Origin of the sequence: Mesorhizobium sp. M0715, from assembly GCF_040320355.1 — a bacterium.
Classification (GTDB): domain Bacteria; phylum Pseudomonadota; class Alphaproteobacteria; order Rhizobiales; family Rhizobiaceae; genus Mesorhizobium.
The window spans coordinates 191,939-205,905 of record NZ_JAMYPL010000005.1 but is presented as its reverse complement, the minus strand read 5'-3'; the positions used below and the strand labels follow the sequence as shown (position 1 = coordinate 205,905).

Annotated in this window: 14 protein-coding genes; 2 read left to right on the top strand and 12 right to left on the bottom strand. The window is 62.9% G+C overall.

Annotated elements, in window-relative coordinates:
* Positions 1 to 264: 264 nt before the first annotated feature.
* From NKI21_RS08720 to NKI21_RS08705, 4 genes are all read right to left on the bottom strand, one after another.
* On the bottom strand, positions 265 to 684 hold the full coding sequence (locus tag NKI21_RS08720; protein WP_128303974.1) for a VOC family protein: 420 nt from the start codon (positions 682 to 684) through the stop codon (positions 265 to 267).
* Positions 685 to 754: 70 nt separating this feature from the next.
* Entirely contained in the window at positions 755 to 1,585 is an 831-nt protein-coding gene (locus NKI21_RS08715; RefSeq protein WP_352439881.1) for a helix-turn-helix domain-containing protein, read from the bottom strand.
* 102 nt (positions 1,586 to 1,687) lie between these two features.
* Positions 1,688 to 1,858 (bottom strand): hypothetical protein, encoded by a 171-nt coding sequence (locus NKI21_RS08710; RefSeq protein WP_023812274.1) that lies wholly within the window; start codon positions 1,856 to 1,858, stop codon positions 1,688 to 1,690.
* Between the two features lie 51 nt (positions 1,859 to 1,909).
* Positions 1,910 to 2,695: a TSUP family transporter gene (locus tag NKI21_RS08705; protein ID WP_023812273.1), complete on the bottom strand. Its 786-nt coding sequence runs from the start codon at positions 2,693 to 2,695 to the stop codon at positions 1,910 to 1,912.
* Positions 2,696 to 2,843: 148 nt separating this feature from the next.
* On the opposite strand from NKI21_RS08705, the gene NKI21_RS08700 reads away from it, so the two are divergent.
* Positions 2,844 to 3,275, top strand: coding sequence for a TerB family tellurite resistance protein (locus NKI21_RS08700; protein WP_023812272.1), 432 nt, complete (start codon positions 2,844 to 2,846; stop codon positions 3,273 to 3,275).
* Positions 3,276 to 3,296: 21 nt separating this feature from the next.
* Here the strand turns inward: NKI21_RS08700 and NKI21_RS08695 are convergent, their stop codons facing one another.
* The 5 genes from NKI21_RS08695 to NKI21_RS08675 all read right to left on the bottom strand — a co-directional run bounded on the left by NKI21_RS08695 (position 3,297) and on the right by NKI21_RS08675 (position 9,916).
* A complete protein-coding gene (locus NKI21_RS08695) occupies positions 3,297 to 4,919 on the bottom strand; it encodes an ABC transporter ATP-binding protein (RefSeq protein WP_023812271.1) in 1,623 nt (540 codons plus the stop codon).
* Positions 4,916 to 5,785: an ABC transporter permease gene (locus tag NKI21_RS08690; RefSeq protein WP_023812270.1), complete on the bottom strand. Its 870-nt coding sequence runs from the start codon at positions 5,783 to 5,785 to the stop codon at positions 4,916 to 4,918. The genes NKI21_RS08695 and NKI21_RS08690 overlap by 4 nt, the downstream gene beginning before the upstream one ends.
* Complete coding sequence (locus NKI21_RS08685) at positions 5,782 to 6,729, bottom strand: ABC transporter permease (protein ID WP_023812269.1); 948 nt, start codon at positions 6,727 to 6,729, stop codon at positions 5,782 to 5,784. Before NKI21_RS08685 ends, NKI21_RS08690 begins: the two co-directional genes overlap by 4 nt.
* A 265-nt stretch (positions 6,730 to 6,994) precedes the next feature.
* Complete coding sequence (locus NKI21_RS08680; protein WP_023812268.1) at positions 6,995 to 8,473, bottom strand: ABC transporter substrate-binding protein; 1,479 nt, start codon at positions 8,471 to 8,473, stop codon at positions 6,995 to 6,997.
* A gap of 162 nt (positions 8,474 to 8,635) precedes the next feature.
* Positions 8,636 to 9,916, bottom strand: a complete 1,281-nt coding sequence (locus NKI21_RS08675; RefSeq protein ID WP_023812267.1) for an acetylornithine deacetylase/succinyl-diaminopimelate desuccinylase family protein — start codon at positions 9,914 to 9,916, stop codon at positions 8,636 to 8,638.
* Positions 9,917 to 10,138: 222 nt separating this feature from the next.
* Here NKI21_RS08675 and NKI21_RS08670 point away from each other — a divergent pair, with 222 nt between their 5' ends.
* Positions 10,139 to 10,567 carry a L,D-transpeptidase gene (locus tag NKI21_RS08670; protein ID WP_023812266.1) on the top strand — a complete coding sequence of 143 codons (429 nt, stop codon included), beginning with the start codon at positions 10,139 to 10,141 and terminating at the stop codon, positions 10,565 to 10,567.
* A gap of 61 nt (positions 10,568 to 10,628) precedes the next feature.
* Here the strand turns inward: NKI21_RS08670 and NKI21_RS08665 are convergent, their stop codons facing one another.
* From NKI21_RS08665 to NKI21_RS08655, 3 genes are read right to left on the bottom strand one after another with little or no spacing between them, the layout of a single operon-like run.
* Entirely contained in the window at positions 10,629 to 11,612 is a 984-nt protein-coding gene (locus tag NKI21_RS08665; RefSeq protein ID WP_164892933.1) for a lipid A biosynthesis lauroyl acyltransferase, read from the bottom strand.
* Between the two features lie 13 nt (positions 11,613 to 11,625).
* Entirely contained in the window at positions 11,626 to 12,654 is a 1,029-nt protein-coding gene (locus NKI21_RS08660; protein WP_127291678.1) for a zinc-binding dehydrogenase, read from the bottom strand.
* 37 nt (positions 12,655 to 12,691) lie between these two features.
* Positions 12,692 to 13,963, bottom strand: a complete 1,272-nt coding sequence (locus tag NKI21_RS08655) for a beta-ketoacyl-ACP synthase (RefSeq protein ID WP_127291675.1) — start codon at positions 13,961 to 13,963, stop codon at positions 12,692 to 12,694.
* Between the last annotated feature and the right edge of the window lie 4 nt (positions 13,964 to 13,967).

Below are 13,967 nucleotides of genomic sequence, written 5' to 3'. Positions count from 1 at the left end.
AACCACCTTGGCAACTAGCGATAAACGCCCATCACGTCGTCATCCACGGGCGGAGCAAGGAGCGTAGCGACGCGCCGCAGACCCGAGGATCCAATGCCGCGACTTCGAAGCGTTGCTTCGGTGCAGAATTCTGCTCCGTTGCACTCTTTGGTCGAGGTCACGGCATGGATACCAGGGTCTCCGCGACGGAGCTTCGCTCCTGCTTCGCCCTGGTATGACGAAGTTTGGACGCTTTCGCCAACTTCAAGCGCTGGCGATGGTCGTTCAGGCCCTTTCGCTTGCCTTCGGCCAGTAGGTGCCGAAGGACCAGACATTGCCTTCCGGGTCGCGGCAGATGAATTCGCGGCTGCCATAGTCGCGGTTGGTCAATTCCTGGATGATGGTGGCGCCGGCCTTCCTGGCCTTGGCATAGGCGGCATCGGCATCGTCGACGGCAATGTAGATCGACTTGCCGCCGCCTGAGCCGGGCTCGCCGACCATCTTGCCGTAGTCGTCGTCGCGCACCGTGCCCAGCATGATCATCGAGGAGCCGAAGACCAATTCGGCATGGTGTACGACATCGCCTTCGCCATAGCGGGCACGAACGCTGAAGCCGAAGGCTTCGCCCAGCCAGTCGATCATTTTTGCAGCGTTCTTGTAGCGCAAAGCGGGGTAAAGCCGCGGCGCTTCAGCGGTGGTGGGCATGGGAACTCCTTCAGTTGGGTTGGTCGATGCCCACTGTCGTCGAAGGCCGTCCCAAGGTCTTGAAGAAATGTTACCTGATTGAAAGCGCGGTTGGCGTCTCGCCGGCGAGGTCGCGAAACTCGCGCACCAGATGCGCCTGGTCGGCATAGCCGCAATCGGCGGCTATGCCAGCCCAGTCGGCTGCCGGCTGTCTCGACAGGCCGAGCGCCCGGTTGAAGCGGACGATGCGCGACAGCGTCTTGGGGCCGATGCCGATGGCGTTGGAAAAACTGCCGGCGAGATGTTTGCGGCTCCAGCCCAGCCTTTCGGCGATCGATCCAATGCGGGTCCGGCCGCCGGATGTGATGATGCGGTCATAGGCCCAGGCTATTTCGAGCGGCGTCTCTGCGGCATTCTCGAGACGGGCGGTGACGAAGGCTTCGGCCATATCGAAACGCGTCGTCCAGTCCGGCGTGTTGCCAAGCTTTTCACGCAGCGCCAAGCCTTGCGCGCCAAGCACGTCGTCGAGGACGACCATGCTGTCAGCCAGCTCGCTCATCGGCAGGCGGAAGAAACGGCGTGCGCCAAGCGGCGTGAAGTTGACCTGGACGCAGCAGGCGCCGCCGAAGGATTCGATCACCACCGGTCCGGCATAGAGACCGGCGGCGAAACTGGCGAAGCGGTCATTGTCGCCGGGCGCCTTGCCGAGGCCGATGGCGAAGGGTTCGGCGAAGCTGATGACCAGCGGTACGGTGAGCGACGCGTATTCGACGTTGCGCATATGGCCGGGCGCCATTTCGCGATAGCCGCAAATGTCTGACACAATGCCCTCAAGTCGAGGGTCGGGCAGGCGCCGGCGCATCTCGAACCGCCCGGCGACGGATCGGTCCTGCTCTTGCTGGGGTTGCATATCGACGGGCATTGGCCATCCTTGCGCCAAGTCAAATCTAGCAGACTCGAGGCCGGAATCAAAAGCGCCCGGCTTTTGGCCGGGCGCTCCTCGTCCCCACTTCAAGGGAAATGGTCAGGCGCCGCGCATCAAGCAGCCGCCGGCAAGCACGATGAAAGCAATAAGTACGATCCACACCGATGCGAGTGGAATGAATGCAAGAACGCCAAGCGCGGCGAGGACGCCGATGATGGCGATAACAACGGAGATGATAAAAACGATCTGGGTAGGTGCGCTAAGATTCATGTCTGCCTCTCCAACATGATTCGAACAGCGGCATTCTATCAGGGCGCGTGATCACACACCAATCAAGGCGCGCAGTGGGTTCGCCGGGTCGGCCAGCAGCTTCACAGCAAGCGCCAGGCACACGATTACCAGCAGCGGCTTGATCAGTTTCGCGCCGATGCGCATGGCCAGGCTGGCGCCGACGCGGGCGCCGAGGAACTGGGCAACGCCCATCATCAGGCCGATCTTCCAGTAGACGACGCCGAAGGCCGCGAAGACGATGAAGCCGCCGATGTTGGAGGCGAAGTTGAGCAGCTTGGTATGCGCCGTCGCCTTGAGCACGCCATAGCCGGCGAGCGCCACGAAGGCCAGCATGTAGAAGGAGCCTGCGCCCGGTCCAAACAGGCCATCGTAGAAGCCGATGGCGGGCACAAGGATCAGTCCGAACAGGAAGGGCGACAGCCGCTCGGCGCGGTCGATGTCGTTCATGTTGGGCTTAAACGCGAAGTAGAGCGCGATGGCGATCAGCACGATAGGCAGGGCAGCACGCAGAATGTCACCCGGCACGATCGTTGCCAGCAAGGCGCCGATGGCGCTTCCGACAAGGGCCAGAAGCGCCGACGGCAATTGCCGGCGCAGATCGACATGACCCTTCGATGCGTAGTGGATGGTCGCCGAGCCCGAGCCGAACATGCCTTGCAGTTTGTTGGTGGCGAGCGCCTGGACCGGTGTGAAGCCGGCAAGCAGCAGCGCCGGCACCGTGATCAGCCCGCCACCGCCGGCGATCGAATCGACAAAACCCGCGGCAAAGGCGGCGAAGGCGAGCATGGCGACGGTCTGGATGCTAAGGTCGATCATCTGATGTATGGGGGTATCCGGCCGGCTGAAATATCGGGCGTTCGACCACGGCCACCCTGTTTGCGCAAGGTCGATTCCGCGCTACCTCTATCCAAGCGCATCGCGCTTGGATTTGTATTTGTGTGGTTAACCCGGAAAGAGGCTCCTGATGGCATTCGCATTGCTGGACCAGATACGTCAAATATTCGACGGCGACCCGGGTGTGCGCAAGGTGGCGGACGATCCGGTCCTGTCGGCGGAACTGCTGATGTTGTTTCGCATGATCCTGGCCGACGGGTCTGTCAGCGAGAGCGAGATGGTTGCCTTCCGGCGCATCTGCAAGGACGCCTTCGGCATTGCGGAAAGCAGTATCGACAGCGTCATCGAATATCTCAACGAGTTCGGCTACGAGACCAATGGTTCGCAGGCGATCGCACTGTTCCGCGACCTCGATGTCGAGCGGCGCCGGCAATTGGCCAAACATATGGCGGAGATTGCCAAGGCGAATTCGCAACTGGCCGAGAGCGAGATACGCCTGCTGCGCCGCACGCTCGACCTGCTCGATATCAGCCCGGTCGATGTGGTGAAGCCGCAGGAGTGATTGGGCCGCCTTCTCTCCTGATCAGCCTTGCTCTCGCAGCCGCTTCGCGATTGCCCGGTGCAAGTCAGGGGCGGCGGTGACAAGCGCCTTGGCAGCCTCGGATTGCGGGTGGTCGAGCACCTCGCTCGTCTTGCCGCGCTCGACAACCTTGCCGTCATGCATGACCAGCACCTCGTCCGTGATGGCGCGCGCGACGGTCAGGTCGTGGGTGATGAAGAGGTAGGCGATGCCGAGCTTCTGGTTGAGTTCGGCGAACAGATCGAGGATCTGGGCGCGGATCGAGACATCGAGCGCCGAGACCGGCTCGTCGGCGACGACCAGCTTGGGGCGGGTGATGATGGCGCGGGCGATCGACAGGCGCTGGCGCTGGCCGCCGGAAAATTCGTGCGGGTATTTGTCCATGTCGCTGATGCCGAGACCGACTTCGTGCAGCGCATGCGCCACCATCTCGCGGCGTTCGGCGCGCGTCGGCTTTTTCTCCAGCACATGCAGGGGTTCGGCGATCAGTTTTTCGACTTTCTGGCGCGGGTCGAAGGAACCGTAGGGATCCTGGAAGACGACCTGCATGTTACGTCGCGCCGGCTTCAGCTCGGCTTCGCTCTTGCCGGTGACGGTCTCGCCTCGGAACCGGATCGTGCCCGAGCTTGGCTGGTCCAGCGCCAGGATCATGCGGGCGAGCGTTGACTTGCCGCAACCGGAGCGGCCGACCAGCGCCACTGACTGACCCGGCGCCATCGACAGGGAGACATCGTCGACGGCTCGGATACCAGGCGCGCGTTTGAACAATGAGGTGCGTCGGCCGGGATAGTCGCGGGTCACGCTTTCGACCTGAAGCAAAGGTTGGCCCGTCTCGATGTCATGCGGCCTGGCGCGCGCCGGCACATGCATCGAGGCCTGCGCCAGCTGGCGCGTGTAGGGGTGGGTCTGTTCGGACAGCGTGCGCGCCGTGTCGCCGGCCTCCATCACCTCGCCATGGCGCAGGATGGTGATGCGGTCGGCCATCTCGGTCACCACGGCGAGGTCATGCGAGATCAGGAGCAGGCCCATGCGGCTTTCGGCGACGAGGTCGCGCAACAGGTCGAGGATCTGTGCCTGCAGCACCACGTCGAGCGCCGTCGTCGGTTCGTCGGCGATCAGCAGCTTCGGCTTCAGCGCGCAGGCGATGGCGATGACGACGCGCTGGCGCTGGCCGCCGGACAGTTCGTGCGGAAAGCGCGCCATCGGGAATTTCGCCTCGGGCAAGCCGACGCGGTCGAGCATCTTTCGCGCCCGGTCTTCGGCTTCGGCGCGGTTGGCCTTGGTGTGCCAGCGGATGCCTTCGGCGACTTGTTCGCCGATGGTCTTGACCGGGTTAAGCGCGGTCATCGGCTCCTGAAACACCATGCCGATGTCGTCGCCGCGCAGCGCACACATCTGGTCCTCGGTTGCTGCCAGGATGTCGATACCGTCGAATGTGACGCGTCCGGTGGCGCGCGCGGCATGGGGCAGAAGCTGCATCACCGTCAGCGCGGTCATCGATTTGCCCGAACCGGATTCGCCGACCAGCCCCATTACCTCACCGGGCGCGACGGAAAGCTCCATACCCCTGAGGATCTGCGTGTCGCCGATAGTCAGCGACAGGTTCTCAATGTCGAGCAGGCTCATCGCTGCCGCCGCGATTTCGGATCGAGGATGTCGGCAATGCCGTCGCCCAGCAGGTTCAGTCCCAGCACGGCGACGACGATCGCCATGCCCGGAAAGATCGCCATCCATGGCGCCACCACCATGCGGGTCTGCGCGTCGAACAGCATGCGGCCCCAGCTCGGCATCGGCGGCTGGGCACCCAGGCCCAGATAGGAAAGCCCGGCCTCGGCCAGGATGCCCAGCGCGAACTGGATGGTGCCCTGCACCAGGAGCAGCGTGGCGATGTTGGGCAGCACATGTTCGATTGTGATCTGCGTGCTGCTCTTGCCGGCGGCGCGCGCGGCCAGAATGAACTCGCGCGGCCAGATCGCCAGCGCGCCGGCGCGGGCGACACGGGCAAAGACCGGAATGTTGAAGATGCCGATGGCGATGATGGCGTTGATCGCGCCCGGCCCGAAGATGGCGGTGATCATGATCGCCGACAGCAAAGCCGGGAAGGCGAAGACGAGATCGTTCAGCCGCATCAGTGCCTCGTCGACGAGGCCGCCGCGTGCCGCGGCAAAGGCGCCGAGCGGCACGCCGACCCCCATGCCGATGCCAACCGCGACCAGCGCCACGGCAATCGAATTGCGGGCGCCGACCATGACCATCGACAGGATGTCGCGGCCGAAATGATCGGTGCCGAACCAGTGCGTCAGAGAGGGGGCTTGCGTCTTGTCCGATATCACCAGTTTGGTGACGTCGTAGGGCGTCCACGCATAGGAGACGATTGCCATTGCCAGGATCAGCAGGGTGATGACGAAACCGGCCACGAAGGCGGTGTTCCTGAATGCCTTGGCCAGGATGCTGCCGAACGTCTCCTCTGGGATGTCGATGTGCAGTGTCATTGCCGGCTTCTCAGGCGCGGATCGACAACCGCATAGGAAAGATCGACGAGAAGGTTGACGGCGATGACGGCGGCGACCAGCAGCATGACGACGCTTTCGACGACGATCAGATCGCGCTGGGTGATCGCCTGGAATACCAGCCGGCCGAGGCCGGGCAGATAGAAAACATTCTCGATGATGATGGTGCCGGCAAGCAGGAAGGCGAATTGCAGGCCCAGAATGGTCAGGACCGGGATCATGGCGTTGCGCAGTGCATGCCGCCACAAGACTGCGCGATAGGGCAGGCCCTTGGCGCGGGCGGTGCGGATGTAGTCTTCGCTCAGCACCTCGATCAGCGCCGAGCGGGTGACGCGCGCCAGGATCGCGGCTTGCGGCAAGGCAAGTGCGACCGCCGGCAGCAGCAGCGATTTCAGGGCTGGCCAGACGCCGGCACTCCAGCCGGGAAACCCACCGGCCGGGACCAGCCGCAGCCAGACGGCGAACACATAGATCAGCATCAGCGCGAACCAGAAATTGGGCACGGCGACGCCAAGCTGTGCGGCACCCATCGAAATCGTATCACCGGCGCGTCCACGCCGGCTGGCGGAAAACAGGCCAACGGGAATCGCGATGATGGTGGAGAGCGCAAGTGCAATCAGCGCCAGCGGCAGCGAGACGGCAAGCCGCTCGCTCACCAGGTCGATGACCGGCACCGAATAGGTGTAGGAACGGCCGAAATCGAGGCTGAGCAGGCCGCCGGCCCAGTGCAGATAGCGCAAGGCCAGTGGCGCGTTGAGGCCCATCTGGTTGCGGAGAAGTTCGATCTGGTCGGCGCTTGCGTTCATGCCCAGCATCAGCCGTGCCGGATCGCCGGGCAGGATCTCCAGCACGGCGAACACCACCATGGAAGCCAGCAGCAGCGTGGCGATGGCGACGGCGATGCGTTTTAGGAGATAGGCGGTCATGGAAGCGGAGGCACTGTTATTTTGTCCACCGGGCAAAGGTTGCGTTCCCGCACACCCCCCTCTGTCCTGCCGGACATCTCCCCCGCAAGGGGGGAGATTGTGCTCTCATCGAGGCTTTCGCCAATCGTTGACGGTGCGCAGACCAAGAAGGTTGCAAAGGGTGCACCATCGGCCAAACTGCCGATCTCCCCCCTTGCGGGGGAGATGCCCGGCAGGGCAGAGGGGGGTGTGACGGAGCGCAAGTTCCGCCAGGCAGCCTGAGTCTTCAATCCGACCACTTCACCTTGGTCAAATCATTGGCCTGGATCGGCGCGTTTTCCCACAGCCCTTGCAGCTTGGCGTCCCAGACTCCGACCTTCGGCAATTCGTAGAGGAAGCCGACCACGGCGTCGTCGGCCAGGATCTTCTGCGCTTGCCCCAGCAATTCCTTGCGCTTGGCTTCGTCGGAGGTGACACCGAGGTCGGCAATCACCTTGTCGAAGGCCGGGTTGTCGTAGTTGAAATAATAGTCCTTGCGCGAATAGATATCGATGTCGTTGGGCTCGGTGTGGGAGACGATGGTCAGGTCGTAATCCTTCTTGGTAAACACCTGATCCAGCCACTGTGCCCATTCGACCGGGATGATTTCCAGATCGATGCCGACGTCGCGAAGTTGTGAGGCGATGATCTCGCCGCCGAGCCGCGCATAGGCGGGCGGCGGCAGTTTCAGCGTCGCCTTGAAGCCGTTCTCGAGGCCTGCCTCCTTCAGCAGTTCCTTGGCCTTGGCGACATCATGCGGGTAGCGGCCGGTGAGGTCGACATAGTCCTTGTTGGCCGGCGACATATGCGAGCCGATCGGCTGCCCGAGGCCGGCCGAGGCGCCGTCGATGATCGCCTTGCGGTCGAGCGCGTAGGAGATCGCCTGTCTTACCTGCAGCTTGTCGAAAGGCGGCTTCTTGTTGTTGATCGACAGGATGGTCTCACCCTCGGTCGCGCCGATCACAACCTTGAAGCGCGGGTCGTCCTTGACCTGGGCGACGCTGTCGGCATCGAAGAACGGGAAAGCCTGGATGTCGCCCGAGAGCAGCGCCGGCACATAGGCGGCTGCATCCGGCACGATGCGGAACTCGGCCTTGTCGAGGGACGCCGGCGTACCCCAGTAGTTATCCGATTTGACCAAGGTGATCGACGATCCCTTGGCCCAGCTCTGGAACTTGAACGGGCCGGTGCCGATCGGTTTCTCCTTGTTGGTATCGGCAGATTCCGGCGCCACGATTACCGCGTCGCCCCAGCCCATATTGTAGAGGAACGAGCCCTGCGGGTTTTTCAGCGTGACCTTGACGGTTGCCGGGTCGACCACGTCGACTTTGTCGATGGCGGCGAACAGGCCCTTTTGTGCGTTGACGGAATTTTCGGCGCGGGCTCGATCGAGCGAGAATTTCACGTCGCTGGCGTCGAAGTCGGTGCCGTCATGGAATTTCACGCCGGTGTGCAGCTTGAAGGTGTAGACCTTTCCATCATCGGAAATGGTCCAGCTTTCGGCCAGATCCGGCAGCACCTCGCCATTCGGCCCGATGCGCGTCAGGCCTTCGAACACATTGGCGTAGAGAACCTCGTCGATCGCCGCGGCCGCCCCGGCGGTCGGATCGAGATGCGGGGGTTCGAGCGCGATGCCGATGACCAGGTCGGTTCGCGCGGCAAACGCAGAGGTGCCGGCGGCCAGCGACAGCACCGCGGCCGCCAGAATGGTTTTCCACAGTTTCATCGTGCAACTCCCCATGCGTTCAGACACGTGCTCGAACCCGGGCGATAGAAGCGTGATTTCGCCACGGAGTAAATTGCGTTTCGTTCTGCCCATTGGCGTGGCCGGGAATCTTTTTGTCCTGGCGACCGCATCGGCAGGTCGAAGCTTGTCGCGGTGCGCACCTTATTCCGTGGCTGTGCCGCGCAGCAGCACGTTGAGCCCTATTGCCATCACCTTGGCCGATTCTACCATGTCCGATATGCCGACCCATTCGTCCGGCCGATGGGCGAGGTCGAGAATGCCCGGCCCATAGGCAATGCAATCATAGATATGGCCGATGCGGGCTATGTGCTTCTGGTCGTAGGTGCCGGGCGAAATGACGTAGTCGGGTTCGCGGTCGAAGATCGCCATTATGCCTTGCGCAACCGCCTTGACCACCGGGGCGTCGCGCTCGGTCATCAGCGGCAGCACTTCCATCAGGTCGCGGATTTCGTAGTCGAATTTTGTCCGCTCGCGCTTTAGCCGGTCGAGAATACCGGTCACTTCGCCTTTGACGGTGTCGAGATCTTCCTCCAGCAGGAAACGGCGGTCGATGGTCAGCCGGCAGGAGTCGGGCACGTTGGGCGACGGCAGGCCGGGCCGGAAGTCCTCGGTCTGGCCGCCATGGATCGAATTGATGTTCATGGTCGAGCGTTTTGCCCCTTCGGGCACGACCGGCATGCGCGTCATCTTGCGGTCGAGTGCGGGGAACAGCTCGTCCTCGAAAGCCCTCAGCACGGCGCCCATGTGACGTACGGCATTGTCGCCGAGAAACGGCATCGAGCCGTGCGCGATCTCGCCCTTGGTCTCGATCTCCGCCCACCAGACACCGCGATGACCGAGACAGATGCGGTCCTTGTTCAGCGGCTCGGGAATGATGACATGGTCGACCCTGGGCTTCGAGAAATAGCCGAGCCTGGCCAAATGGGCGACGCCGCCGAAACCACCGGACTCCTCGTCGACCGTGCCGGATATTTCGATGGCGCCGGGAAAATCGGGGAAGACTTCCAGGAAGGCTTCGGCTGCGACGATCGAGGCGGCAAGACCGCCCTTCATGTCGCAGGCGCCGCGGCCGTAGACCTTGCCGTCTTTGACGATGCCGGCAAAAGGATCGACGGTCCAGCCGTCGCCAGCTTCGACCACGTCGATGTGTGAGTTGAAGTGGACGCAGGCGCCTGACGATCTTCCGTCGAAACGGGCAACGACATTGACGCGCGGGTAGCGGTCGGTGTCGCCGGGCGTGCCTTCTGCGCGGATGAATTCGGTCTCGAAACCGCTCTTCTTCAGCCGCGCGCCGAGATATTCGGCGCATGGCCGATAGGCCTCGCCGGGTGGATTGATGGTCGGAAAACGGATCAGCTCAGTGGTCAGCGCGACGACATCGTCGCGCCTGTCATCGATTGCCCGGAGGAGTCGCTCGTTCATACCCAGAGTTGAGCAGCGATCTCAGCGGTTTTGCAAGCCCGTTGGTGATCGAGCCTGGGCGGCGTGTCGTTGCGGCAACTATTGCGGGAAATCGTTCAAATTCGCTGCTTTGGATTGGCGAATTGGTCAAGGTGTGTGTGTTAGCCCGTTCATCTGCCATTAAAAAGATGAAAGACAATTTGAGGGCAGACAGGTTAGGGGCAATCAAAGGGGTTTGATCGCATGAAAAAGACAGTTCTCATGGCAGCCGTGTTTGTTGCGATGCTGTTCGGTGCTTCGGGGCAGGGCTGGGCAGCCAGCCTCGTTGCAAATATTGACGTGTCGTCGCAGACGATGACCGTCAGATATGGTGCGTCGGTTTACCGGTGGAGCGTCTCCACCGCGCGCAAAGGCTACATTACCCCGCGCGGCAGCTATCGGCCGCAACGGACGGCGCGGATGTGGTATTCGCGCAAATACGACATGTCGCCGATGCCTCATTCCGTGTTCTTCCGCGGCGGCTATGCCATTCACGGCACCGGCGCGGTGAGGCAGCTCGGGCGCCCGGCATCGCATGGCTGTGTGCGCTTGCACCCGACCAACGCCGCCGCCTTCTATGCGATGGTTCGGCAAGCCGGCTTCGGCAATACGCGGATTGTCGTGACGAACTGAAGAGATTCAGGTTCGCTGTTGTCGGCTGGCGCAGGGCTAACACCCTCGCCAGCAGTTCTGTTTAAGCGTTTGGGACCGCTTTTGCCTGCGAGGGCCGCTTTCGACGCCCGCCGCTGATCTCCCACCTTTTGTGGAACCACATCCACTGGCCGGGATCTTCTCGCACCCAGCGTTCGACGACATCGTTGAGACGCTGGGTGGTGGCGTGGACATCGACGCTGCCGTCAGCGGTGCGCGGCAATGTCAGCTTGTCCTCGATTTCGAGCCGGAAGCGGTTGCCTGGCAGCCTGATGCAGCGCGCCGGATAGACGTCGCAGTCATAGTGACGGGCAAGGGTGGCCAGCACCCGATTGCTCTGGCACGGACGGCCGAAGAACGTCGTATCCAGTCCATTGGAGAATTTCTGGTCGACAAGGATGCCGATGTTGCCGCCGTTCTCCAGGACCCCGGCCAAGGCGAATGAAGCACCGGCCATCGATGGCAGCAACGAGCCCATGGTCGAGCGGCGCGTCGAGAGGATGTAGTCGGCAAGATAAGGATTGTTGGGCGGCCGAAACAGCGCCGTGATGTTCATGCCGAAGGTCGCCGCCGCCACCGGCAGCAATTCGAAATTGCCGAGATGACCGGTAAAGACGATATGCGGCTTCTGTTCGCCAGCGATTTCGACGAAGTGGTCCGCTCCTTTGACCTCGATGCGGCCGGGCTTGATGGCTGTAGGGTCATAGTCGAAGAGGGCGTCGAGAAAGATGTATTCCGCGGCAAGACGGGCCATGTTGCCCCACATGTCGGAGGCGATCGCCTGGATCTCGGCTTCGCTCTTTTCCGGATAGGCCTTGCGCAGATTGTCGACGGCAACCTGATGGCGTCCCACCCGGGGGCCGACCATGCGTGCGACGCGGTCGGCGAAATTCAGCGCACTGTCGGCCGGCAGCAGGCGCAGGACCGAGATGATCATCATCGCCGCCCGCGCCACCAGCCAGTAATTGAGCTGGCGCAGTTGCCTGCCGTAACGAAATTTTAGATCCCGGCGGAACTTCTTGAACACAGAGGTCAAGGCTCTAGCCGACGCGCAGGATGATCTTGCCGAACACGTCGCGGCCTTCCATGCGCTTCAGCGCGGCATCTATACCGTCGAAGTCGACTTCGGTATCGATGACAGGTGCGACCTGTCCCGCCGCCATTTTCTGCATGGCGTTTGCCATGTTCTCCATGCGGCAGCCAAAGGAGCCAAGCAGTTTCAATTGCTGCTGGAACAGCTGCATGAGGTTGATCTGCGTCGACACGCCGGAAGTCGAACCGCAGGTCACCAGGCGGCCGCCACGCTTCAGGCACAACATCGAGGCGGCAAAAGTGTCGGCGCCGACATGTTCGAAGACGACATCGACGCCCTTCTTCTTGGTCAGCTTGCGCACGACGCCCTCGAAACGGTCGTCGCGGTAGTTGATGACATGGTCGGCGCCGAGCGCCTTGGCCTTGTCGATCTTGTCGTTGGAGCCGACCGTGGTGATGATGGTGCAGCCCATCCGCTTGGCCAGCTGGATGGCCGCCGAGCCGATGCCGGATCCGCCGGCATGGATAAGGATCGTCTCGCCGGGCTGTAGCCTGGCGTTGTCGAACAGCATGTGCTCGACCGTGCCGAAGGTGACGGGCGCGACCGCCGCGCCGATGTCGGTCACGCCGGGCGGGGCAGGGACCAGCAGGCGAGCCGGCAGGTTGATCTTCTCTTGCGCGAAACCGTCGAGATGGAAACCGTGCACACCCGAAACATGTTCACAGAGGTTGTCGCGGCCTTCGCGGCAGGCTCGGCAGAGGCCGCAGGTGCGCGCGCCGTAGATCGATACCAATTGTCCGGGCAGCAGGCTGGAAACGCCGGGGCCTACCGCCTCGACCTCGCCGGAGGCTTCGGCGCCGACGACCAGCGGCAGCTTGCGCTTGGCGAAGGCCATGCCGCGCCAGCCCCAGACGTCGATATGGTTCAGCGCCACCGCCTTGATGCGCAGCGTGACTTCGCCAAGTGCCGGCGGTGAGGGTGGCGGCAGGTCCACCGTTTCAAGACGGCGGTCCTCGATAAGTTGCAATGCGCGCATTGGGCCTGTCGGTTTCGGTCTGGCTGAAAAAGGTCGCTTAGACCGGTTCCCGCGCCATGACAAGGCAAGTGTTCTGGCCGCCGAAGCCGAAGGAGTTCGACAGAACGGTGCGAACCTCGGCATTGCGCTTCTTGTTCGGCACCACGTCCAGCACGATCGCGGGGTCGGGATTGTCATAGTTGATGGTCGGCGGAATGACGCTTTCGCGCATCGTCATCAGCGAAAAAGCTGCCTCGACCGCGCCGGCGGCCGACAGCGTGTGGCCAATCATCGACTTGTTCGACGAAACCGGCATCGAGCCGATCCGCTCGCCGAACACCGTCGACAGCGACAGATGCTCCATCTTGTCGTTTTCGGGCGTCGAAGTGCCGTGAGCGTTCACGTAGTCGATCTCGTCTTCGCTCAAGCCGGCATCGGCAAGCACAGCACGGACCGCCGCGATCGCCGGCGAAGCGTCCGGCTTCGAGCGGGTGCGGTGGAAATCGTCCGCCTTTTCGCCGCAGCCGCGCAGGATGCCAAGAATCGTGGCGCCGCGCGCCATCGCGGCTTCCAGCGATTCCAGCACGAGAGCGCCGGAGCCCTCGGCCAGCACAAAGCCGTCGCGCTCCTTGGAGAAGGGTTTTGACGCCTTTTCGGGAATGTCGTTGTGGGTCGACAGCGCCGACAGCAGCGAGAAGCGGATCAGCGCCTCGGCGGTTGCCGAACCGTCGGCGCCGATCGACAGCGCCCGGTCGCATTCGCCGCGGCGGATCGCCTCGACACCGAGCTGGATGGCGGTGGCGCCGGAAGCGCAAGCGGTCGACAGCGTGATCGGCAGCCCGCGTGTGCCGAAACGGTCGGCAAGCCGGTCGGCGATCGAGCCGAACTGCGTGGTCTCGAAAATGTCTAGTTCCTTCAATCCGCGCGCCACCCGCAGCAGCCGTTCGCCGCCGGAGTCCAGTTTGTCGGAATTGTAGAGCGCGAAGCGGTCGTGCCAGTCGAGTTCGACCGGCGGTGAAGCGAGGAAGAGAGGACCACCGAAATCACCGGAATCGAGGCCGGATTCGGCCACGGCCTCACGCGCGGCGGTTTCCGCCAGTTCATAGGTGAGGTGGCTGGAGCCCTTCGAGCTCGATGGCAGGAAGTCGACCATGCCGGAGATGCGGGTGTTGAGATGATCGACCGGAAAACGGGTGATCGGGTGGATGCCCGACTTGCCCGAGGTCAGCGCCGCCCAATTGTCGGCCTTGCCGACGCCAAGCGAGGTCACCACGCCGATGCCGGTGACGGCGACGATCGGCCTGCCCATATGATCGTTCAGATTGGCCATGCGG